This is a genomic window from Lachnoclostridium sp. An76, from assembly GCF_002161355.1.
In the GTDB taxonomy this organism is placed as follows: domain Bacteria; phylum Bacillota; class Clostridia; order Lachnospirales; family Lachnospiraceae; genus Mediterraneibacter; species Mediterraneibacter caccavium.
This window is the reverse complement of record NZ_NFHL01000006.1, coordinates 97540-118981: the sequence shown is the minus strand read 5'-3', so window position 1 is coordinate 118981 and position 21442 is coordinate 97540. Positions and strand designations below refer to the sequence as shown.

Below are 21442 nucleotides of genomic sequence, written 5' to 3'. Positions count from 1 at the left end.
CACTGATTTCTTTGTTGATAAGAGACATCTGTAACTTCTCCTGATACTCCGTCAGCTATGTCTGCCCGCCGTGATAAATGATCCTCGATATTTTCTTACTGCCGCTCAGGTATCCCCGCTGTCTGGCGCCCTCCCGGACGATCTGATCCAGCTTCTCCTGCGGCAGCCGGAAGACGGTATCATCCTCCAGGATGATCTCGCATCCGCTCCGGTCTGCACAGGCTTCCCCGCATTCAACCCGGTACATATTCTTCCGGCTGATCGCGCCGATCTCTTCCAGCACATTGATCATCCGATAGACCGTCGCTGCACCGATCTTTTTGTCCTCCTGTGATGCCTTATAAAAGATCTCTTTGCAGCTCGCGCAGTCGTTCTCAAGGATAATGTCGATCAGGATCCTTCTCTGCCTGGTGATCCGGCATCCGTTTTCTTTTAATCGCTCAATGATCTCGTCTTTTCTGCTCACCATATATTCCCGCCTTATAGTTAAGAAATGCTGATAACTTTAAAGCCCGCCTTTTCTACCGCCTCTTTCAGCTCAGTCTCATCCACCTCACGGTCATACGAGACCTCCGCGCTGCCCTCTTTGAGGCTTACCCTGGCGGAAACTCCTTCTATGGCGTTGAGCGCGCTGGTCACGCTGTTGACACAGTTCTGGCAGTGCATGCCTGAAATACGGATCGTGCATCGCCCGACCACCGGACCGTCAAGCTTCTTCTTTTTCGGCTTTTTCGGTTTCACACTGCCGGAACCACCGCCGCAGCATGCCCCCTCGCCTTTGAAATGTTTGATCGATCCTTTCAGCGCAAAGATCAAAAATACTACGATCACAAGTATAATGACCGCATCCGTCATAACAATCCCTCCGTCCGTTTTCCTGCATTACCGCATTCTCACGAATTGATAATATGTATCATTTATCCATGAATTAGTATATACTAACAAAAATTAGATATCAACAACTTATTGTGGGATTTTATTGATATTTTTTCTTATTTAAGACCTGCTCTTTTTCTTCCATCCCAGCAAAAATGCAGAATTAACAATCACGATGACTGATCCGGCGTTATGGACCAGCGCGCCGACTACCGGGTTCAGCACTCCTGTGATCGCGAGAACGATAGCGATAAAATTCAGTGTCATGGAAAATGTGAGGTTGCATTTGATCGTAAGCATCATCCGCCTTGCCAGAAGGAGCAGGTGGGGAAGCTCGCTGATCTTATCGTTGATCAGGGCGATATCCGCCGCATCGACCGCGATATCGCTTCCGATCCCGCCCATGGCGATCCCCACACAGGCTTTCTTCAAAGCGGGTGCGTCATTGATCCCGTCCCCGATCATGCAGACCATTTCTCCGTTGTTCTGGAACGTCTCGATATACCGCAGCTTGTCCTCCGGCAGACAGTTTGCATGGATCTCACGGATCCCCAGCTGCCCCGCCATATATCCCGCCGCTTTCTCATTGTCTCCTGTCAGCAGCACAGGGGCAGCTCCGGTATCCCGGATGCGCGCAGCCGTGTCAGGCGCATCCTGCCGCAGCGTATCTGACAGGGCGATGAATCCGACGGCTGTTTTCGAGACCGCCACATAGGTTATCGTGCTTCCGGTCTCCAGATAAGCAGCCGCAGCGGCCCTCATATCCTCCGGCAGGGTGATCTGATCCGCCTGGAGCAGCTCCGGATTTCCGGCAAGGATCTCATATCCTCCCGCCTCTGCCGACACTCCCTGCCCCGGGATCATCTGAAACCGTGCCAGTGCCAGCAGCTCGTCAGAATATTGATTTTTATAGCTTTCCACGATCGCTTTCCCCAGCGGATGTTCCGAGCGCTGTTCCGCACAGGCCGTAAGCCGGAAAAGCTCCCCGTCGGTCCACTCCTTACTGAAGCTTTTTACCGCAGTCACCCTCGGCGTCCCGTAAGTGAGGGTTCCCGTCTTATCAAATGTAATCTTCGTTACAGACGCCAGCCGCTCCAGGGCGTCTCCTTCCCTTACGAGAAATCCGTGTTTTGTCGCATTCCCGATCGCAGCCATGATCGCTGTTGGCGTAGCAAGGACAAGCGCGCATGGGCAGAAAACAACAAGGATCGTTACCGCACGGATGATCTCCCCGCTGATGAGCCATGTCAGTCCCGCCGCGCTCAGAGCGATCACTACGATCCACGTTGCCCAGCGGTCTGCGATCCCGACGATCTTCGCTTTCCCGGCGTCAACCGACTGGACCAGCCTGATCATGCGCTGGATCGAGCTGTCGTCGCCCACTTTTGTCGCTCTCATATCAAAGGAACCGAACTGATTGACGGTTCCGCTGGAAACACTGTCACCTGCTCCCTTATCCACCGGAATGGATTCGCCCGTCATAACCGCCTGATCAACAGAAGTCTGCCCGGATAAGATGATCCCGTCAACAGGGATCGTCTCACCGGGGAGCACTCTCAGCACGTCGCCTGCCTGTACCTGCTCGGCCGGGATGACTTCCTCTTTCCCGTCAAAGATCCGGCGCGCCGTCCGCGGCGTCAGATGGACCAGCTTCTCGATCCCTGCCCTTGCCTTCGCCACAGTCAGATCTTCCAGAAGCGCTCCGAGCTGCATGATAAATGCAACCTCCCCGGCAGCAAAGATCTCCCCGATGATAACGGATGCGATCAGCGCAAGGGAGACAAGGACGTCCGCCTTAATATCAAATCTTGTAACAAGCCCTATGACTGCTTCCAGAATGATTGGGACCCCGCACAGGATGATCGCGATCCACGCAGGGTTTATATGAAATAATTCAACGTCCAAAAGGCTGGCAAGCAGTGCGATCCCTGATAAGATCAGGCAGGTCACATCTTTTTTTACCCCTCCCCATTCCAGAAAGTTTTCCAGTGTTTTCAACATATGTTCCTCCTTCCACATACCTATATAGGTATGTGTATATTATACGTATGGGGGTATAGGTTGTCAATGAGATAAAAGAAAACCAGCCTGACTGTTATGGCTGGCTTTCATCTGATATTCAGTTCATATTCGCAAAGCGCTCTACTGCTTTCGTAAAATTCGCGATCGTCTGGTCAGCGTCGCCGTGCTCGATCCCGTCCCTGACACAGTGTTTGATATGCCCTTCCAAAACAACCTGCCCCGCTTTATGGAGCGCGGACTTTGCTGCATTGATCTGCGCGAGGATATCTTCACAGGGAATGTCTTCATCGATCATGCGGTCAATGGCCTGCACCTGTCCGATGATTTTCTTCAGCCGGCGGTGGAGATTGTCTGAGTCCATACATTGTTTCATATTCTGCCTCCTTTATACCATTAGGGGTATCTGTATGGCATATTATCGGACAAAAAGATTTTCCTGTCAAGAGATTTCTCATACTCCTTAAGCTGATCAGCAGTGTAGACGTGTTGTGGAGCAGCGCCGAAGTCGTCGGCTGGAGCGCTCCGGCAACGCCGAGCGCGATCAGCCCAGCGTTGATCCCGATGATCTGGTGATAATTTTTCCCGATCCGCTTCATCATCCCGTTGGCAAGGCGCTTCAGAACGACCAGCTCTGCCAGGTCTTCCGCCGCAATGGTAATGTCGGCGATCTCCCTTGCAAGTTCCGCTCCGTCGCTGATGGCGATCCCCGCATCGGCGGCAGACAAAGCCGGCGAATCGTTGATTCCGTCCCCGATCATGATAACCTTGTGTCCCGACGCTTTCTCCCGCTCTACAAAGCCGGCCTTTTCTTCCGGCAGCACCTCTGCATAGTATTCGTCTACGCCGACCCGGCGTGCGACAGCGGCAGCTGTCTTCTCACTGTCCCCGGTCATCATGACTGTTTTCTGTATTCCTTCTGCTCTCAGCGCACGGATCATGTCCGCCGCCTCTTCCCGCAGCGGATCTTCGATACAGATCACCGCCGTCAGCTCCTTCTCGATGGCAAGATACAGGTGGGAGTATTCTTCCGGCAGCGCCTCAAATCGCTCCCGGTATTCCGGGCGGACCCTGCATCCCTCGTCTTCAAAGACAAAATGGCTGCTTCCGATCACCACTTTTTTCCTGTCAATATAGGAAGAGATCCCGTGAGCCACGATATACTCCACCTTGGAATGCATTTCCTCATGGGCGAGCCGGCGCTTCTTCGCGGCATCCACCACGGCTTTTGCCATGGAATGGGGGAAATGTTCCTCCAGGCACGCTGCGATCCGCAGGCACTCTTCTTCCGGTTCCTCTCCAAAGGGGATCACTTCTTTCACCGTGGGCTTTGCCTTGGTGAGCGTCCCGGTCTTATCAAAGACCACGGTGTCCGCTTCCGCCACTGCTTCCAGGAATTTTCCGCCTTTTACAGTAATCCCGTACCCGCCTGCCTCCCGGATCGCCGACAGCACGGTCAGCGGCATGGCAAGCTTCAGCGCGCAGGAGAAGTCCACCATGAGCACGGACAATGCCTTTGTCACGTTTCTGGTCAGGAGCCATACCCCTGCCGTTCCAAGCAGTGTATACGGCACCAGCCTGTCGGCCAGATGCTCCGCCCTGCTCTCCATGGAAGACTTCAGCTTCTCCGAGTCTTCGATCATGGCCACGATCTTTTCAAATCTGGTGGAGCCGGAAACCGCCTTTACCAGGACGTCCAGCTCTCCCTCTTCGACCACGGTCCCCGCATAGACGGACTGCCCCTGCACCCTGCGCACAGGCATGGCCTCGCCGGTCAGGGAAACCTGGTTTACCATACCTTCCCCGCCGGATACCTCACCGTCAAAGGGGATCACATTTCCCATATGTACAGTCACCACGTCGCCTTTTCGGATCTGGTCCGCCTTTACCAGAATTTCCTGCCCGTCCCGCTTCAGCCAGACCTTTTTGATATTCAGGGACATGCTCCGCGCCAGGTCTCCCACGGATTTTTTGTGGGTCCACTCTTCCAGAAGCTCTCCCACCCCCAGCAGGAACATGACCGACCCGGCGGTATTAAAATCCCGCCGCAGGACAGAGACCCCGATCGCCGCCGCGTCCAGAAGCGGGACTTCGATCTTCCTCTTCCGGATGCAGCGAAGCCCCGCAGCCAGATATCGAAGCGACCTGATCATCACAAGCCCCGCGCGCAGGGGAGAGGGCATCAGAAGCTTTCCGCCGTAATGCAGCAGCACTTTCGCGATCAGTTTTTCCTTATATGAGGCGTTCAGCGCCCTTCCGGAATTGCGGACAACGGTTTCCGGCACGGTTACATCTTCATACCGGAAGCTCTTCAACAGACGGATCAGTCCGCTCCGATCCCCTGTATAACAGATGACAGCGTCTGCGGTGCGTTCATACACTTTCACATCTGTTATATTTTTCTGCCTGTCCAGAAACCAGAAAAGAGTATCCGCCTCCACACATGTCATTTTTCCCTGAACGACATGGATGCGGAGACGGCCCCTGATCTCATGCTTTATGATAAATTTCATGGGCGGTTACATAGTTCCTTCGTCTGAAGGATCCGCACCGTCTTCCTCTGTCTCCTGCACTGTCTCTGCTTCCTGTGCAGCCCTTTCTTCATTGATCTGCTGTGCTTCCGCAAGGATATCCTCCGCATTCTCCTGTACGGTCGTGACTGTTTTCATCACGCAGTCCTTTGCCCGCAGCGCGGCCGCCGTACACTCTGTATATACTTTCTTTGCGTCCCTGCTGGATAAAATCTTTACCCCTGCTGTCCCGAAGAGGACGCCCCCTGCAAATAATCCGATCTTCTTCATCAATGATTCACTGAACATAATAACTTACCTCCTGTTAAACTATAAAAATAATTGCTGAATTGTCCAAGGCTGACTGATCACTTATGTCTGTATCCGGTATAAAATACCATTATGAAACAGAACACTGCAGCCCATGCCCAGAATCTGTGCTGTTTCACACGTCATCCCTTCTTTCTTTTTGCTGATTTTCCATAAGAATACCGTATCAGCATAGCAACACCGGAGCAGGCTAGTCAAACCTAACCCGGCTTATCGATAAATCTTCTCACTATCCCATAGAATCCTTGAAACCCTCTTGACAGGAAAGGGATATTCTCATAATATAACATTGTTATATATCACTGTTATACGGAGGTCGCAATGGACGAAAAAACAGTATCTACATTAGAGCGGATCCAGCAGGCCGCATTGGATGAATTTTCAGAGAAAGGATTCCTGGGCGCTTCCCTTCGCCAGATCGTGAAAAATGCCGGTGTGACCACCGGAGCTTTCTACGGCTACTTTTCCAGCAAGGAAGCCCTGTTCGCCTCCATCGTGGAACCCCATGCCGCCGCCCTTATGGGCAGGTTTATGGAAGCCCAGACTTCTTTCGCGGAACTGCCCGAAGAACAGCAGCCGGATCACATGGGAGTGGAGTCCTCGGACTGCGTCCACTGGATGGTGGATTATATCTGCCGGCACCGGGAACCGGTAAAGCTGCTGCTTAGCCGGTCAGAAGGCACCAGTTATGAACATTTCGTCCACAACATGGTCGAGGTAGAAGTGGAATATACGCTGAAATACATGGATGTTCTCCGCCGTCTTGGACGGGATATCCCCGAACTGGATGAACAGATGTGCCATATCATTGCCAGCGGCATGTTTAACGGGATCTTTGAGGTCGTGATACACGATATGCCAAAAGACAGGGCCCTGCGCTATACAGATCAGCTCAGGGACTTTTATACAGCCGGATGGCTGAAACTGATGGGGCCGTAGCCCCCATCTTTTTTGCATGATGGTTAGTTAATTCTAACTTCATGATAAATATTTTAACCGAAAGGGAGGTAATCTTTTGAAGCAAAAAAAGCAAAGCAGCCTTGCCCGCATCCTGGGTTATGCGGGCGGGCACAGAAATCTCACCCTGCTGGGCTGTGTCCTCTCCGCCCTGTCCGCGGTACTGGGGCTGATCCCCTATGTATGCGTATGGCTTGCGGCGAGGAATGTGCTGGAGAGCTGGCCCTCTCTCACCGGAGTGTCCGGATTTTCCCGCTGGGGCTGGTGGGCGGTATGGACCGCCATCGGCAGTATCGTCCTGTATTTTGCAGCGCTCATGTCCACTCATATCGCAGCCTTCCGCACAGCCCGGAATATCCGGCGCTCTGCCATGGCGCATGTTCTGAAGCTGCCTCTTGGATTCTTCACAGGCAGTCAGTCCGGACGGCTCAGGAAACTGATCGATGACAATGCCGGTCTTACAGAAGATCTGCTTGCCCACAAGCTTCCTGACCTGGCGGGAACGATCGTCACTCCCATTGCCGCCGTCCTGATGCTGTTCCTCTTTGACTGGAAAATGGGGCTTCTCTGCCTGCTCACCATGGTACTGGCGCTGCTGTCCATGTGCCTGATGATGGGCGGAAAGAACGCCGGCTTTTTCCACCGCTATCAGAAGGAGATCGAGCGCATGAGCGGCGAGGCAGTGGAATATGTCCGGGGCATCCCCGTGGTAAAAATGTTCCAGCAGACCGTGTACTCTTTCAAAGCTTTCTATGCAGCCATCAGGGACTACAGCGACCTTGCCAGCCAGTACGCCATGAGCTGCCGTGTGGGGCAGACCTGTTTCCTGACTTTTATCAACGGAGCTTTCGCCCTGCTGATCCCGGCGGCTCTGCTGCTTGCCTCCGGCGGGGACGTGCGCGCGGTGCTTGTCAACTTTATCTTCTATGCTCTGTTCGCCCCTGCCTGCGGCCAGATGATCAACCGGATCATGTACATGAGTGAAGCTGTCATGGAGGCGGATGAAGCCGTGGGACGCCTGGACGAGATCCTGAGCCAGAAACCGATGGAAAACACAGGCGTACAGAAACATCCGGCAGATGCCGCCGTATCCTTTGACCATGTGACCTTTACCTACCCCGGCGCAGACCGCCCGGCTCTTGCCGATGTGTCCTTCTCAGTCCGCCCCGGTCAGGTGACGGCGCTGGTAGGGCCCTCCGGGGGAGGCAAGACGACAGCCGCCAGCCTGATCCCCCGCTTCTGGGATACGGACAGCGGTACGGTTTCCATCGGCGGAGTCAATGTCAGGGAAATGGATACGGAAGACCTGATGAGACAGGTGGCCTTTGTATTTCAGGATACCCGGCTGTTTAAAGAGAGCCTTCTGGAAAATATCCGGGCAGCCCGGCCGGACGCTTCCAGAGAGGAAGTCCTGTCCGCCGCACATGCCGCGCAGTGTGATGACATTCTGGAAAAACTCCCTCATGGTCTGGACACTGTTGTGGGAGCCCGAGGCGTGTACCTCTCCGGCGGCGAACAGCAGCGGATCGCTCTTGCCCGCGCCATTTTAAAAGACGCTCCCATCGTGGTGCTGGACGAGGCAACCGCTTTTGCCGACCCGGAAAATGAGCACCAGATCCAGAAGGCGTTTGAAGCGCTGATCAAAAATAAAACCGTATTGATGATCGCCCACCGGCTGTCCACCGTACAGGATGCCGACCACATCATCGTCTTAAGCGGCGGGAAGATCTCTGAACAGGGCTGCCATGAGAGCCTGCTCGCACAGCACGGCGTATATGCCGCCATGTGGGAGGACTATCAGCGCAGCGCCCGTTGGAAAGTCGGAAATCCTGCCGGAGAATACCATAAGGCACGGCAGGCAGTGCACAGAAACGGAAAGGGGGAAAAGACATTATGACAAAGAAATTACAGCACTTATTCGCGCTCAGCGAGAAAGGGGCAAAAGACCTGGTCAAAGCCGTCATCTGGTGTTTTGTGTGCAACTTAAGCCTGATGCTTCCTGTGGGAGCCGTCCTGTTTACGGCGCAGCACCTTTTGGATACCATGGAAACCGGCGGCAGTCCCATGGAGGGCTTCTGGATCTATACAGGCTCTGCCCTGGCGGTCCTGGTCCTGCTGTTTGTTCTCCACTGGTTCCAGTATGCTTCGCTGTATCTTGCCACTTATAAAGAGAGCGCCAGCCGCCGGATAAGCCTGGCGGAAACCCTGCGGCGGCTTCCCTTAAGCTTTTTCGGAAACCGGGACTTGAGCGACCTGACCTCCACCATGATCGCAGACTGCTCCAGTCTGGACCAACTGTTCTCCCACTACGTGCCGCAGCTCTTTGCATCCGTCTTCTCCACGCTGGTGATCGGCGTCGCCATGTTTCTCTGCGACTGGCGGATGGCGCTGGCCATATTGTGGGTCGTGCCTGTTGCGCTCCTTCTGACGGCAGGCAGCAAGAAGATCCAGGACGCCTTCGGCACAAAGAATATTTTAAACAAACGGGCAGTCGCCGACTGTATCCAGGAAGGACTGGAAACCATCCGGGATATCAGGGCATGCAGCCGGCAGGACGCATACATGGATAAACTGGAGAAGAAACTTGCAGCCATGGAAAAGGGCTCTATCCATTCGGAGCTGGCAACCGGCGTGTTCGTCTGCTCCGCTCAGGCGTTCCTCCGGCTGGGTCTGGCAACCACTATCCTGACCGGCGGGGCTCTTCTGGCAGCCGGGAAACTTTCTTTCCTCTATTTTCTCGGGTTTCTCTTTGCAGCCGCCAGATTATATGACCCGCTGGGACTGGTACTCCAGAATATCGCCGCCACCTTCAATGCCAAGCTGCAGATCGAGCGGATGCGCTCCATCCTGGAGCAGCCGGTACAGGAGGGGACAGAAAACTTTACACCGAAGAACTATGACATCACCTTTGACCATGTCTCCTTTGCCTACCGGGAGGGAGACGGCGTGCTTGAGGATGTGAGCTTCACGGCAAAGCAGGGAGAGGTGACCGCTCTTATCGGACCCTCCGGCGGAGGGAAATCCACTGCCTGCAAATTGGCCGCCCGGTTCTGGGACGTCACAGGCGGAAAGGTTCTCTTAGGCGGAACGGACGTATCCACAGTAGACCCGGAAACGCTTCTTCGCTCCTACTCCATGGTATTCCAGGATGTGGTGCTGTTCCGGGATACGGTGATGGAGAATATCCGTCTGGGCCGCCGGGGCGCTTCGGATGAGGAAGTGATCGCAGCCGCCAGAGCCGCCCGGTGTGATGAATTTATCCGGGAACTGCCGCAGGGCTATCAGACCATCATCGGCGAGAACGGCTCCACCCTCTCCGGCGGCGAGCGGCAGCGGATCTCCATCGCCCGTGCGCTTCTGAAAGATGCGCCGGTCATCCTTCTGGATGAGGCCACTGCCAGCCTGGACGTGGAAAATGAGAGCGCTGTTCAGGAAGCTCTCTCCCGCCTGCTCCAGGGCAAGACGGTCCTAGTCATCGCCCACCGGATGCGCACCGTGGAAGCTGCGGATAAGATCGTTGTTCTCTCTGACGGAAGGGTGACAGAGCAGGGAACCCCTGCGGAACTGATGAAGCAAAACGGCCTCTTCCGCCATATGGTGGAACTGCAGAGACAGAGCGCCGGGTGGAGGCTGAGATAACACATCTCTATCCCTATGCAGCCGGAGTCCATGGACAGTGACTCCGGCTGTTTTAATCCCTGGCATGTACCGCCGCATCCTTTAACCATACGGGTTCTTCCGCTATAAGGCGGAACTTTAAGGAAAAACGATAAGGAAAAACGATAAGACGGAACCTCAAAGAAAAACAACTTGACAATTCCGCTCCGGGACATTATAATCAACGTTAGTTAGTTGCAACTAATCTTCTTGATATTATATCTCTACTTGAAAGTATTTATTTTTTTTGTCAAAAGGTTAGTTCTATCTAACTCATTGTAAAGAAGATGCTGCTATTTCACGATTCACGAAGGGAAGATGCTCATGTCTGAAGATTTGCTCATCCGCCACTGCTCTCCTACCCTGGCGGGGATCAAGACCGGAAACCTGTTTTCCTGTGTCTGCCCCTGCAGAAAGGAACTGACAAGATTGGTATCCGGCTTAAACAAAAAACTGGTGCCCATGGGAATCCGTATCCTGCCGCTCAGGGTTTGCCAGGGCCGCGCCCTGATCTATGTCTACCGTCCTCATGCGTTAGAGAATGACCTTACGGATCATCAGGCCAGAGAGCTGCTGCTGCGCTACGGCTACACGCCGGAAAATCTCAATGCCTGTGTGATGCACCTGATCCGCCGTCTCCAGTCTGAGAAAGAATTTCCCCATGAGATCGGCCTGTTTTTAAGTTACCCGCCAGAAGATGTTCTGGGATTCATCGACAACAAAGCCTTTAACCATAAGTGCCAGGGCTGCTGGAAGGTATACGGAGATGAAAAGGCGGCAAAAAGAATCTTTGAAAAATACGATCTGTGCAGCAAAATTTATTTTCAGCAATGGAAACAAGGGAAATCCATCGAGCAGCTTACAGTAGCTGGATGATGTTTCCACGATAAAAAACAGAAAGGAAGTTTGATCTTATGAGTAAAATTGCAGTTGTTTATTGGAGTGGTACCGGCAACACGGAAGCCATGGCCTCTGCCGTGGCGGAAGGCGCAAGGGAAAAAGGTGCGGAAGTGGATCTTCTCACTGCCTCCGAATTTTCGGCGGTTCAGGTCAGCGCCTATGACGCCATCGCCTTCGGCTGCCCTTCTATGGGAGCGGAACAGTTGGAGGAAAGCGAGTTTGAACCCATGTTCACCGCCTGCGAGGGAGAGCTGCAGGGGAAAAGCATCGCCCTGTTCGGTTCCTATGGTTGGGGCGACGGGGAATGGATGCGCAGCTGGGAGGAGCGCTGCAGTCAGGACGGAGCCAATCTTGCTGCCGACAGCGTAATCTGCAATGAAGCCCCGGATGAGGAGGCACTGTCAGAGTGCCGTGCGCTTGGTGCGGCGTTGGCCTGAAGAACCTTGTCTTTAATGTATCACTCTTCCGCTGTCATAGGGCTGCAGTAAACTGCAGCCCTATGACAGCCTTCCGTTATCCATCCGGTACACCACATCCGCCACATTCATAGTAGATTTCCTGTGGGACACCAGCAGCACCGTCTTATCCCCCCGCCCTTCTTTCAGGGCTTTCAGGATCATGCCTTCATTCAGGGAATCCAGATTGCTGGTAGGCTCGTCAAGAAGGATAAAAGGCGCGTCGTGGAGAAACGCCCGCGCAATCCCGATCCGCTGTCTTTCGCCACCGGACAGCGTATCACCCAGCTCGCCCACCTCCGTATCATAACCATTCGGAAGGGTCAGGATGAAGTCATGGATGGACGCCTTCTTTGCCGCTTCCACGATCTCTTCCCTGGATGCCCCGGGTTTTCCCACAGCGATGTTATTCGCGATAGAGTCGTGGAACAGGACGGTCTCCTGGGTGACATAGGATTCCATCCGGCGGAGATTGTCTGTATTAAGCCCCCGCACATCCCGCCCGGATATCCGGACCTGGCCACCCTGCACATCCCAGAAGCGCATCAAAAGCTTCAGAAGCGTGGACTTTCCGGAACCGCTGGCTCCATGGATCCCCACGATCTTCCCTTTCGGAATGCGGATACTGTAATCTTTTAAGATCTGTTCCTCTCCATAGGCAAAGTCCACATTGTCCGCCTCTGCATCAGTAAAGGAGACTTCTTCCATGCCGGATACTTCCTCTACCTGAGGCGTTTCCTCAAGAATGGAGAGGACCCTCTCCCCGCTTGCCAGAGTCTGATTCAGGTTGTTGGACAGATTGGCAAGGGCGGTCACCGGACCGAAAGATCCCATCATGGCAATGGTTCCCACCAGCATCCCGGTCAGATCCACTCCCCCTGCCTGTCTCAGCGCGATCATCAGGAAGAGCATGGCAAAGGAGAAGAACAAAATTGCCAGATTCGTCCCCGATCTTTGGGAAGCCTCCAGCTGATTCAGCTCTTTTTGCATCCCGCCCAGTCTGTCCGAGCGCTCCGTCATTTCTTTCCGCCGTTTTTCTCCCTGCCCGTACTGGACCGTCTCATCCAGGCCCCGGAGGGAGTCCAGGATAAAACTGTTCAGCTCCCCGAAACCGGTGCGGAACTCCATCCCCTTATCCGCTCCCCTTTTTCCAAAATACAGGGGGATAACCGCACCTACCACGAGATAACCCGCCAGCGCCAGTACAGCCGCCGGGATGGAAAACTGCCCGATAAAGAGCACCATGACCAGGGATGTCAGGACTGCGATCGCAATAGGGGAAATCGTGTGGGCATAGAATACTTCCAGAAGTTCGATATCCGAAGTGATCACCGAGATCAGATTTCCCTTATCCCTGCCCTCCAGCTTCGCCGGGCAGAGCTTCCTCAAAGCCGCGAACACCTTGTGCCGGATGATAGCCAGCAGCTTAAACGCGATGAAGTGGTTGCAGTACTGCTCTCCATAGTGGAGGATTCCCCGCATCACTGCCATCACGATCAGTACAAGAAACAGGGTGCCGGTCCCCATCCCAAGAAACAGCCCGGCGCCGGATGCTTCTATTCCAAGTCCCATGGCTTCCATAGCCGCGTCAAGGAGCGTATGCATCAGTCCGTATCCGGCAAGGATCGTCAGGAAGATAGCGCACAGATACCCCACAGTGCCAAGCACGATGGCAAGGAGCATGACCGGCAGGAGGGGACGTACCAGCCCGATCAGCTGTCCCATGATCCGGATGCCGCTGCGCCTGCGGGTCGCTGTTCTCTCTGCCGCCCCTGCGCCTGTAGTTTCTCGATTCACTTCTCCGCTCATACTGCCGCCTCCTTTCCGTACTCTTCTGCTTTTCTCTTTCCATACTGCTCCAGTTCCATCTGGGAGCGATAAAGCTTCGCATATTCTCCGCCAGCTTCCAGCAGTTCCTCGTGGCTGCCCGCCTCTTCGATCCGCCCGTCCTTCATCATATAGATCCGGTCTGATCCCACCACATTTGCCAGACGGTGGGAGATCAGGATTACGGTCTTTGTCTTTGCCAGCGCATGGATCACGTCCATGATCATCTCCTCGCTCTCCGCGTCAATATTCGAGGTGGCCTCGTCAAAGATATAGGCCGGCGTGTCGTGGAGCAGCGCCCGGGCGATCGCCAGACGCTGGCACTGACCGCCGGAGAGATTGGCTCCCTTCTCCGCAAGGGGCGTGGCAAGCCCCTGCTGCGCGGAAAGGAATCCCCACAGATTCACGCTCTTTAGCGCATTCTCCATCTCTTCCTCCGATGCGTCCGGCTTTCCCATCCGCAGGTTGTCTTCCACCGTTCCCTTGAAGAGGTAGCTGTTGTGGCTGACCAGAGTAATGTGTTCCATCAGGCTGTCCTCCCGGATCAGGGACAGTTCTTTTCCCTCGATGGTCACACTGCCCTGATATCCCTGATTCCTTCCCATCAGGATAGCCGCAGCCGTACTCTTGCCGCAGCCGGAAGTCCCCACGATGGAAGTAAAGCTCCCCGCCGGAAATTCCATACTGACGCCCTTCAAGATCTCACGGCCTGCTTCGTAGGAAAAACGGACTGCTGTAAATTCCAGATCCATCTCCTTCCCATCCAGGGTTTCCGTCTTCTCCGTCGGTTCCGGCAGGTCAAGGAGAGCGAAGATCTTATCGCTTGCCGCCATACCGTTCATGGCGATATGGAAGAAAGAGCCCAGGAGGCGTAAGGGGATAAAAAACTCCGACGCCAGCAGGATCAGCATCAGCGCGCCATGTACGCTTAAATTCCCATGCATGAACTGGGAGAGCGTCACGATCATGCCGACTGCTGCCCCGCCGTATGCAATGATGTCCATCACGCTGGTGGAATTAAGCTGCATGGTCAATACTTTCATGGTGATCTGCCGGAATTTCTGTGATTCCACGTCCATCTCCCGGGCTTTCTGTTCGTCCGACTGATAGATCTTCAGCGTGGTCAATCCCTGCAGGTTCTCCAGGAAACTGTCTCCCAGTTCCGTATAGATGCCCCAGTATTTATTGAGAAGCCGTTTGGCGAACTTCTGCACTGCCACGATGGATATGGGGATCAGGGGCACGCAGATGAGCAGTACCAGGCTTGCCTTCCAGCTCACAAAAGACAGCACGATGAACAGTGTCACCGGCGCCAGCAGACTGTAAAAGAGCTGGGAGAGATATTTCCCGAAATAAGTCTCCAGCTGCTCCACGCCCTCCGCCGCCATCTGCACTACCTCGGAGGTTGTCACCTTTTCCCGGTAGGACGCACCCAGCCGCAGAAGCTTTTCATAGATCTTATCCCTCAGGATCCGCTTCACATCCACAGACGCATGGTAGGACGCTCTGGAAGCTCCCCGGTCACAGACAAAGCGAAGTCCCATAGCCAGCGCAGCGATCCCGCCGAAGCGGGCCGCCTCCGCAGCCGTCACTTCCCAGAACAGAGCCTGCTCGAGGAGCATGGACACACAGTAGATCATGACGATCTGACAGAGCAGGGACAGCCACTGCCACGCCACCTGATATACAATATATTTTTTCGCATGGGACAATAATTCCACAAGCCTTTTTTTGATCATCCGGTTTTTCCCATCCTTTCCCTCTGCTTTCTCTTTTCCCGCACACTACATGCCACATGCCACAGCGCCAGCGCGGGGTGATACAGCAGCATACGGGGACCTGAGAACCGCATCACCTGCCGGATCTTCTCACGCATCTCCGGCTGATAGCAGTGCACCCTGCAGCAGCTGCAGAAAGTCTTCTGCTCCATGAAGGGGCATTTCTCGCTGCGCAGCTTTGCATAATCGGAAAGCTGCCGGCATGCCGGGCACATCCTCCCTGTCTTCCTGTCGTACTCCCCATGATGTTTCCGGCAGTACAGGCGGATCATCTCCTCCACAACCAGCTGCTCCTTCTTTCGTTTTGCTTCTGTATATTCTGCGCGCACCGTCATCTTCTCTCTCATCCGGCCTCACTTTCCAGCCGGTATCCGGCAGGGACTGTTTTTATCTTTGTAAAAAAATACACATATTTGAAAATGATCAGGAACACAATAAAAAGCCTTCCGTAAATATTGGACATGGCCAGAAGCGCCAGCACAAGCATACAGGACGCCGGGATCAGCAGGCTGAATTTCGTCTTCAGCGTCATGGAGCGGTTTTTCACAAAGCTCTCAAGATGCCTTTTGTACAGCTTTGTCCCGGTAAACCAGCGGTGGAATCTGTCGGAGCCTTTCGCCAGACAGAAGGACGCCAGCAAAAGAAAAGGCGTTGTCGGGAGTACCGGCAGCGCCACGCCGACAGCGCCGATCCCCATGGCCAGGAAGCCTGCCAGCAGCCAGATGATCCGAAAAGGGTTCTTTCGTTTCTTCATTATGGGAAAATCCTTTCTTCTTTCATTTCAGATAGTTAGTTCTCACTAACACTTTGTCCATATATGATATACCATCCGGGAACATTTATTGTCAATAATGATTCTCAAAAAACTATATTTATTGATAATTTTTCTCATTATTACATTCCCCATAATTTACTGTTTTCGCCCATGATTTTCTCCACTCTATTTAGTAAGTTTTAACTAACCCAAATCTATAAAAATAACCACTCACGCGGTTACTTATTGCAGCCTTGCTTCATGCTTTTTTCCAAAAGGAGAGCTGCCACACTAATCACTTAGTACGACAGCTCTTATAATCTGCTTTCAATATTTACTTATTTCTGTAAATGATATCATCTCTTCCCGGACCGTTGCTGATCATCGTAAACGGATAACCCACTTCTTTTTCGATGAACTCGATATAATTCCGGCAGTTCTCCGGGAGATCCTCGTATTTCCGGATGCCGCGGATATCACACTTCCAGCCCGGAAGCGTCTTAAGTACCGGTTTTGCCTTTTCAAGGAGGTGTGTCACCGGGAAATCTGTGGTGACCTCTCCGTTGATCTCATATCCCACGCACACCGGGATCTCATCCAGATACCCCAGAACGTCAAGTACAGTAAACGCAACATCCGTTGTCCCCTGCATCCTGCATCCGTATTTGGAAGCCACGCAGTCAAACCAGCCCACACGCCTCGGGCGTCCGGTCGTCGCACCGTACTCTCCGCCGTCACCGCCTCGTCTTCTCAGCTCTTCCGCCTCGTCACCAAAGATCTCGCTGACAAATGCCCCCGCGCCGACTGCGCTGGAATACGCCTTGCACACAGTTATGATCTGTTTGATCTCATAGGGCGGGATTCCCGCTCCGATGGCGCCGTATCCTGCGAGTGTGGATGAGGAAGTAACCATCGGATAAATGCCATGGTCAGGATCTTTAAGAGATCCGAGCTGTCCCTCCAGAAGGATATTTTTCCCTTCCCTGATCGCATTGTGCAGGTAGAGGGATACATCGCAGACATAGGGCTCTACCATCTCTTTATAGCCCATCAGTTCTTTATATAATTCTTCAGGATCGATCAATGGTTTGTGGTACAGGTGCTCGAGAAGCACATTCTTCTGCTCCGCCACTCTTACGACTTTCTCCCGGAGCAGCTCATCGTCAAAAAGCTCGCTGACCTGGAAGCCGATCTTTGCGTACTTATCCGAGTAGAAGGGTGCGATGCCTGACTTTGTGGAGCCGAAAGATTTTCCGCCCAGGCGCTCTTCCTCATAAGCGTCAAAATTCTTATGATAAGACATCACCATCTGAGCTCTGTCAGACACAAGGATCTTCGGCTTCGGTACGCCCCGGTCCACAATGGACTGGATCTCTCCGAACAGCTTCGGGACATCCAGAGCCACACCGTTTCCGATTATGCTCGTGGTATGTTCATAGAACACGCCGGACGGCAGTGTGTGCAGCGCGAATTTGCCATAATCGTTCACGATCGTATGACCTGCGTTCGCCCCGCCCTGAAAACGGACGATGATGTCTGATTCTTTTCCGAGCATATCCGTGATCTTGCCCTTGCCTTCATCGCCCCAGTTTGCACCAACTACTGCTTTTACCATCTCTATTCCTCCTGCGTATTGTGCTTGTAAATATTTATCAGCGGTACTTATCATTGACCGCCGTTAGAATTATACTATACTTTTTTCTTTCTGTAAAATATTATTTCCTGTTTTTTGTGTTGGTATTGTAATTAAAAGGGAAAAGTATTAGAATACAGAAAAACACCTAAAGGTGCACCGTCATGCTGCGGACAGGCGGCAGGCAGAGGGAAAGGAGACATGACATTGAAAAAGGTGATCAAATGGTTCAGTATTTTTGCTGTGATCGGAACTGCCATCGGACTCGTGATTGCGTATTTCTGTAAAAATAATTCCGAAAACAGCGGCGAAAACGGTTCCGGCCACACAGAGGAAGAGGATTTTGACCTTGACGCAGACTTAAAGCCCGCATCCGAGAGGGAGTACGTTTCCCTCAGCAAGGATCCTGAAAGTACAGACAAACAGGATGCTTCGGAAGAAGATGCCGGAAAAGAAGAGGCAGAAAGCTCAGAAGAAGAAACACCTCATAAGCCAGAGGAAACTACATCAGAAGAGCCAAAAGAAAAATAAGCATCAGTGATATAAAATACAGGAGACTGTCCGGCGGACCACAGATCCGCCGGGCAGTCTCCTTTTTATTTCCTCCACGCTTCACCCAGAAGCTTTACAGCTTCCCGGATCTTCTCCTCGTTCATATTGGCATATCCCAGCAGAATGACCGTCTCCCCTGTATTTTCCTTTCCATCTACATAGTATTCCGACAGACCGTATACCTTCACACCCTTTTCGGCTGCTTTTCGGATCAGTTCTTCCTCGCTCCTTCCGTCCCGGAAATGGAGCAGCAGATGGACCCCTGCATTCTCTCCCGAAATACGGACAGCCGGATCCAGCTCTCTGAGAGCCGCCAGCAGTGTATCATGGCGGCTCCGGTACAATGCCCTTGTCTTATTCAGATGCCGTTCATAATAGCCTTCTTCGATAAATTTCTGAAGGATCATCTGATCCACCTTTGACACAGTAGAACTGATAAACCCGCACCGTTTCCGGTACAGGGCGCACACCGGCTCCGGCAGCACCATATAGCTCATGCGGATCGCAGGGGCAATGGATTTGGAAAACGTCCCGATATAGATCACCTTCCCGCTCCCGTCAAATCCCTGGAGCGCCGGGATGGGTTTTCCCTTATACCGGAACTCACTGTCATAATCATCCTCGATGATATATCGGTTCCTGCTGCCTTCCGCCCATCTTAAGAGCTCCATCCTCCGGCGGATAGGCATGACCGTGCCAAGCGGATACTGGTGGGACGGCATGACAAAGGCAATGTCCGCCCCGGACTTTTCCAGCCCGTCCGCGCGCATGCCCCTGCTGTCCATGTCCACCGTACAGACTTCGTAGGACAGATTCTCAAAAAGCCGGTAAGCCTGACGGTAGGTCGGGTTCTCCAGGGCGACCCGGTGCCGGTTCCCCAGCACCGCACAGAGAAGCATCAGGAGATAATCATTTCCCGCTCCCACGATAATCTGATCCGGAGTACAGTTCACCCCTCTTGCCTGGTGGAGATAACTGCTGATCGCATTCCTCAGCCCGTACTCCCCCTGGGGACAACCGAGCCGGAACAGCTCCGCCCGGTCGTCTGTCAGGCACTCACGGGAGAGCTTTCTCCACGCATTGTAGGGGAAGCTTTTCAGGTCCACCCCATTCGGAGTAAAATCATACTGATACTGCTTTTCTTCCGCCCTCTCCTTCTTTTCTTCTGTCCCGCTCTCCGTACCGAACTGATACAGCCCCTCGATCTCAGATACAAAATATCCCCGGTAAGGCTGCGCTTCAATATAACCTTCTGACAGCAGCTGCTCATAAGCCAGCTCCACAGTGCTCCTGCTCACGTCCAGATGACGGCAGAGCGCACGAGTAGAAGGGAGCTTTTCCCCGCTGGGGATGGCTCCCTTCTGTATCTCTTCTTTTATATAAGAATAAATCTGCTCGTACAGGGGGACTTTATCCCCCTGTTTTAAACTGATCGTCAGCTCGTTCATAATCCCTCTTATTCCGCCTGCCCTGTTGATCCTGCCAGTTAAACTGACAGCCTGCACCTTACTTCGGCAGCTTAAACGAACTCTTCAGCGAAACGATCCGGTTAAACACCAGATGGTCCGGCGCAGAATCATGGGCGTCAATACAGAAATATCCGTTGCGCACAAACTGGAAGCTGTCATAGGCTCCCGCGCCCTCAAAGCTTGGCTCTACGTAAGCATCCTTTATCACTTTCAGAGAATCCGGGTTTAAGTTCAGCGAACCGTCTTCCTTATTATAGACTCCCTTCTCCTCATCGATCAGATTTTCATACAGCCTTACCTCTGCCTTCTGTGCATAAGCAGCCGGAACCCAGTGGATCGTGCCCTTTACCTTCCTTCCGGTAAATCCGCTTCCTGCCTTTGTCTCCGGGTCATAGGTACAGTGCACTTCTGTCACATTTCCGTTTTCGTCTTTAACAAAGCTTTCACACTTCACAAAGTAAGCATGCATCAGACGGACTTCATTGCCCGGGAACAGCCGGAAATATTTCTTCGGCGGCTCTTCCATGAAATCTTCTCTCTCAATGTAAAGCTCCCGTCCGAACGGGACTTTCCTTGAGCCGAGTTCCTCATTCTCCAGGTTATTCGCCACATCGAGATACTCGACCTGTCCTTCCGGGTAATTGTCGATCACCAGCTTGATCGGGTCGAGCACTGCCATCATACGCGGCTTCTTCATCTTCAGGTCCTCGCGGATACAGTACTCGAGCATCGCGTAATCCACAGAGCTCTGCGCTTTGGATACCCCGCACATATCGATAAACATCTTGATGGACTCCGGCGTGAACCCGCGGCGTCTCAGCGCTGCGATGGATACAAGCCTCGGGTCGTCCCATCCGTCTACAATGCCGTCTTCCACCAGCTTCTTGATATAGCGCTTCCCTGTCACCACATTTGTCAGGTACAGCTTCGCGAACTCGATCTGCCTCGGCGGATTCTCGAACTCACACTCTCTCACTACCCAGTCATAGAGCGGCCTGTGGTCCTCAAACTCCAGCGTACAGATGGAGTGCGTGATCCCCTCGATCGCATCCTCGATCGGATGGGCGAAATCATACATCGGATAGATGCACCACTTGTCCCCTGTGTTGTGGTGGGTCATGTGCGCCACCCTGTAAATGATCGGGTCCCTCATATTGATATTCGGGGAAGCCATGTCGATCTTCGCGCGGAGCACTTTCTCTCCGTCCTTATATTTCCCTTCGCGCATTTCCTCAAAGAGCCTCAGGTTTTCCTCGACAGAGCGGTTCCTGTACGGGCTCTCCTTCCCCGGCTCTTTCAGCGTGCCGCGGTACTCCCTCATCTGCTCCGGAGTCAGGTCGCAGACAAACGCCTTACCCTTTTTGATCAGCTTGACCGCACATTCATACATCTGATCAAAATAATCGGAAGCAAAATACAGATGGTCTCCCCAGTCCGCTCCCAGCCACTTGATATCCTCTTTGATCGAATCAACAAACTCCATTCTCTCCTTCGTGGGGTTCGTGTCGTCAAATCTCATATGAAAGGTCCCGCCGTATTCCTGGGCAAGCCCGTAATTTAAAAGGATAGACTTGGCATGTCCGATATGGAGATATCCGTTCGGCTCAGGTGGGAAACGGGTGCAGACATGATCATATACACCTTCCGCCAGATCCCTGTCGATCTCCTGCTCGATAAAATTCTTTGAAACAGCTTCGTTTTCCATTATATCCTCCTCTGATAACG

Annotated in this window: 19 protein-coding genes; 6 read left to right on the top strand and 13 right to left on the bottom strand. The window is 53.2% G+C overall.

Going from position 1 to position 21442, the window contains the following annotated elements:
* Positions 1-55: 55 nt before the first annotated feature.
* The 6 genes from B5G27_RS11605 to B5G27_RS11580 form a co-directional block, all read right to left on the bottom strand.
* Complete coding sequence (locus tag B5G27_RS11605; RefSeq protein ID WP_242958301.1) at positions 56-469, bottom strand: transcriptional repressor; 414 nt, start codon at positions 467-469, stop codon at positions 56-58.
* Positions 470-486: 17 nt separating this feature from the next.
* Complete coding sequence (locus B5G27_RS11600; protein ID WP_087179028.1) at positions 487-855, bottom strand: heavy-metal-associated domain-containing protein; 369 nt, start codon at positions 853-855, stop codon at positions 487-489.
* A 141-nt stretch (positions 856-996) separates the two neighbouring features.
* A complete protein-coding gene (locus tag B5G27_RS11595) occupies positions 997-2877 on the bottom strand; it encodes a heavy metal translocating P-type ATPase (protein WP_087179027.1) in 1881 nt (626 codons plus the stop codon).
* Between the two features lie 118 nt (positions 2878-2995).
* Positions 2996-3271: a metal-sensing transcriptional repressor gene (locus B5G27_RS11590; protein WP_087179026.1), complete on the bottom strand. Its 276-nt coding sequence runs from the start codon at positions 3269-3271 to the stop codon at positions 2996-2998.
* Positions 3198-5408 (bottom strand): heavy metal translocating P-type ATPase, encoded by a 2211-nt coding sequence (locus tag B5G27_RS11585; RefSeq protein ID WP_087179025.1) that lies wholly within the window; start codon positions 5406-5408, stop codon positions 3198-3200. The genes B5G27_RS11590 and B5G27_RS11585 overlap by 74 nt, the downstream gene beginning before the upstream one ends.
* 6 nt (positions 5409-5414) lie before the next feature.
* Complete coding sequence (locus tag B5G27_RS11580) at positions 5415-5714, bottom strand: DUF6110 family protein (protein ID WP_087179024.1); 300 nt, start codon at positions 5712-5714, stop codon at positions 5415-5417.
* Positions 5715-6056: 342 nt separating this feature from the next.
* Here B5G27_RS11580 and B5G27_RS11575 point away from each other — a divergent pair, with 342 nt between their 5' ends.
* The 5 genes from B5G27_RS11575 (at position 6057) to B5G27_RS11555 (ending at position 11686) form a co-directional block, all read left to right on the top strand.
* Entirely contained in the window at positions 6057-6674 is a 618-nt protein-coding gene (locus B5G27_RS11575) for a TetR/AcrR family transcriptional regulator (protein WP_087179023.1), read from the top strand.
* Between the two features lie 76 nt (positions 6675-6750).
* A complete protein-coding gene (locus tag B5G27_RS11570; protein WP_087179022.1) occupies positions 6751-8589 on the top strand; it encodes an ABC transporter ATP-binding protein in 1839 nt (612 codons plus the stop codon).
* Entirely contained in the window at positions 8586-10331 is a 1746-nt protein-coding gene (locus B5G27_RS11565; protein ID WP_087179021.1) for an ABC transporter ATP-binding protein, read from the top strand. The genes B5G27_RS11570 and B5G27_RS11565 overlap by 4 nt, the downstream gene beginning before the upstream one ends.
* A 342-nt stretch (positions 10332-10673) precedes the next feature.
* Positions 10674-11225 carry a DUF3793 family protein gene (locus tag B5G27_RS11560; RefSeq protein ID WP_087179020.1) on the top strand — a complete coding sequence of 184 codons (552 nt, stop codon included), beginning with the start codon at positions 10674-10676 and terminating at the stop codon, positions 11223-11225.
* Positions 11226-11263: 38 nt separating this feature from the next.
* Positions 11264-11686 (top strand): flavodoxin, encoded by a 423-nt coding sequence (locus B5G27_RS11555; protein WP_087179019.1) that lies wholly within the window; start codon positions 11264-11266, stop codon positions 11684-11686.
* A gap of 60 nt (positions 11687-11746) precedes the next feature.
* On the opposite strand, the gene B5G27_RS11550 is transcribed toward B5G27_RS11555, so the two are convergent.
* From B5G27_RS11550 to B5G27_RS11530, 5 genes are all read right to left on the bottom strand, one after another.
* A complete protein-coding gene (locus B5G27_RS11550; protein ID WP_087179018.1) occupies positions 11747-13513 on the bottom strand; it encodes an amino acid ABC transporter ATP-binding/permease protein in 1767 nt (588 codons plus the stop codon).
* Positions 13510-15270 carry an ABC transporter ATP-binding protein/permease gene (locus B5G27_RS11545; RefSeq protein WP_087179017.1) on the bottom strand — a complete coding sequence of 587 codons (1761 nt, stop codon included), beginning with the start codon at positions 15268-15270 and terminating at the stop codon, positions 13510-13512. The genes B5G27_RS11550 and B5G27_RS11545 overlap by 4 nt, the downstream gene beginning before the upstream one ends.
* Positions 15267-15656: a nitrous oxide-stimulated promoter family protein gene (locus B5G27_RS11540; protein ID WP_242958300.1), complete on the bottom strand. Its 390-nt coding sequence runs from the start codon at positions 15654-15656 to the stop codon at positions 15267-15269. Before B5G27_RS11540 ends, B5G27_RS11545 begins: the two co-directional genes overlap by 4 nt.
* A complete protein-coding gene (locus B5G27_RS11535; RefSeq protein WP_087179016.1) occupies positions 15653-16063 on the bottom strand; it encodes a YbaN family protein in 411 nt (136 codons plus the stop codon). Before B5G27_RS11535 ends, B5G27_RS11540 begins: the two co-directional genes overlap by 4 nt.
* A gap of 334 nt (positions 16064-16397) precedes the next feature.
* A complete protein-coding gene (locus B5G27_RS11530; RefSeq protein ID WP_087179015.1) occupies positions 16398-17678 on the bottom strand; it encodes an adenylosuccinate synthase in 1281 nt (426 codons plus the stop codon).
* Positions 17679-17903: 225 nt separating this feature from the next.
* Here B5G27_RS11530 and B5G27_RS11525 point away from each other — a divergent pair, with 225 nt between their 5' ends.
* Positions 17904-18227 carry a hypothetical protein gene (locus B5G27_RS11525; RefSeq protein ID WP_087179014.1) on the top strand — a complete coding sequence of 108 codons (324 nt, stop codon included), beginning with the start codon at positions 17904-17906 and terminating at the stop codon, positions 18225-18227.
* A gap of 65 nt (positions 18228-18292) precedes the next feature.
* On the opposite strand, the gene pdxR is transcribed toward B5G27_RS11525, so the two are convergent.
* Both pdxR and B5G27_RS11515 read right to left on the bottom strand, forming a co-directional pair.
* Complete coding sequence (gene pdxR, locus B5G27_RS11520) at positions 18293-19696, bottom strand: MocR-like pyridoxine biosynthesis transcription factor PdxR (protein WP_087179013.1); 1404 nt, start codon at positions 19694-19696, stop codon at positions 18293-18295.
* 58 nt (positions 19697-19754) lie between these two features.
* Positions 19755-21422 carry a glutamine--tRNA ligase/YqeY domain fusion protein gene (locus tag B5G27_RS11515; protein ID WP_087179012.1) on the bottom strand — a complete coding sequence of 556 codons (1668 nt, stop codon included), beginning with the start codon at positions 21420-21422 and terminating at the stop codon, positions 19755-19757.
* Positions 21423-21442 lie beyond the last annotated feature (20 nt).

Bases quoted from the DNA above. Each gene is read 5' to 3' on its own strand.
- B5G27_RS11605 (WP_242958301.1), bottom strand. From the start codon at position 469: ATGGTGAGCAGAAAAGACGAGATCATTGAGCGATTAAAAGAAAACGGA.
- B5G27_RS11600 (WP_087179028.1), bottom strand. From the start codon at position 855: ATGACGGATGCGGTCATTATACTTGTGATCGTAGTATTTTTGATCTTT.
- B5G27_RS11595 (WP_087179027.1), bottom strand. From the start codon at position 2,877: ATGTTGAAAACACTGGAAAACTTTCTGGAATGGGGAGGGGTAAAAAAA.
- B5G27_RS11590 (WP_087179026.1), bottom strand. From the start codon at position 3,271: ATGAAACAATGTATGGACTCAGACAATCTCCACCGCCGGCTGAAGAAA.
- B5G27_RS11585 (WP_087179025.1), bottom strand. From the start codon at position 5,408: ATGAAATTTATCATAAAGCATGAGATCAGGGGCCGTCTCCGCATCCAT.
- B5G27_RS11580 (WP_087179024.1), bottom strand. From the start codon at position 5,714: ATGTTCAGTGAATCATTGATGAAGAAGATCGGATTATTTGCAGGGGGC.
- B5G27_RS11575 (WP_087179023.1), top strand. From the start codon at position 6,057: ATGGACGAAAAAACAGTATCTACATTAGAGCGGATCCAGCAGGCCGCA.
- B5G27_RS11565 (WP_087179021.1), top strand. From the start codon at position 8,586: ATGACAAAGAAATTACAGCACTTATTCGCGCTCAGCGAGAAAGGGGCA.
- B5G27_RS11560 (WP_087179020.1), top strand. From the start codon at position 10,674: ATGTCTGAAGATTTGCTCATCCGCCACTGCTCTCCTACCCTGGCGGGG.
- B5G27_RS11555 (WP_087179019.1), top strand. From the start codon at position 11,264: ATGAGTAAAATTGCAGTTGTTTATTGGAGTGGTACCGGCAACACGGAA.
- B5G27_RS11550 (WP_087179018.1), bottom strand. From the start codon at position 13,513: ATGAGCGGAGAAGTGAATCGAGAAACTACAGGCGCAGGGGCGGCAGAG.
- B5G27_RS11545 (WP_087179017.1), bottom strand. From the start codon at position 15,270: ATGATCAAAAAAAGGCTTGTGGAATTATTGTCCCATGCGAAAAAATAT.
- B5G27_RS11540 (WP_242958300.1), bottom strand. From the start codon at position 15,656: ATGAGAGAGAAGATGACGGTGCGCGCAGAATATACAGAAGCAAAACGA.
- B5G27_RS11535 (WP_087179016.1), bottom strand. From the start codon at position 16,063: ATGAAGAAACGAAAGAACCCTTTTCGGATCATCTGGCTGCTGGCAGGC.
- B5G27_RS11530 (WP_087179015.1), bottom strand. From the start codon at position 17,678: ATGGTAAAAGCAGTAGTTGGTGCAAACTGGGGCGATGAAGGCAAGGGC.
- pdxR (WP_087179013.1), bottom strand. From the start codon at position 19,696: ATGAACGAGCTGACGATCAGTTTAAAACAGGGGGATAAAGTCCCCCTG.
- B5G27_RS11515 (WP_087179012.1), bottom strand. From the start codon at position 21,422: ATGGAAAACGAAGCTGTTTCAAAGAATTTTATCGAGCAGGAGATCGAC.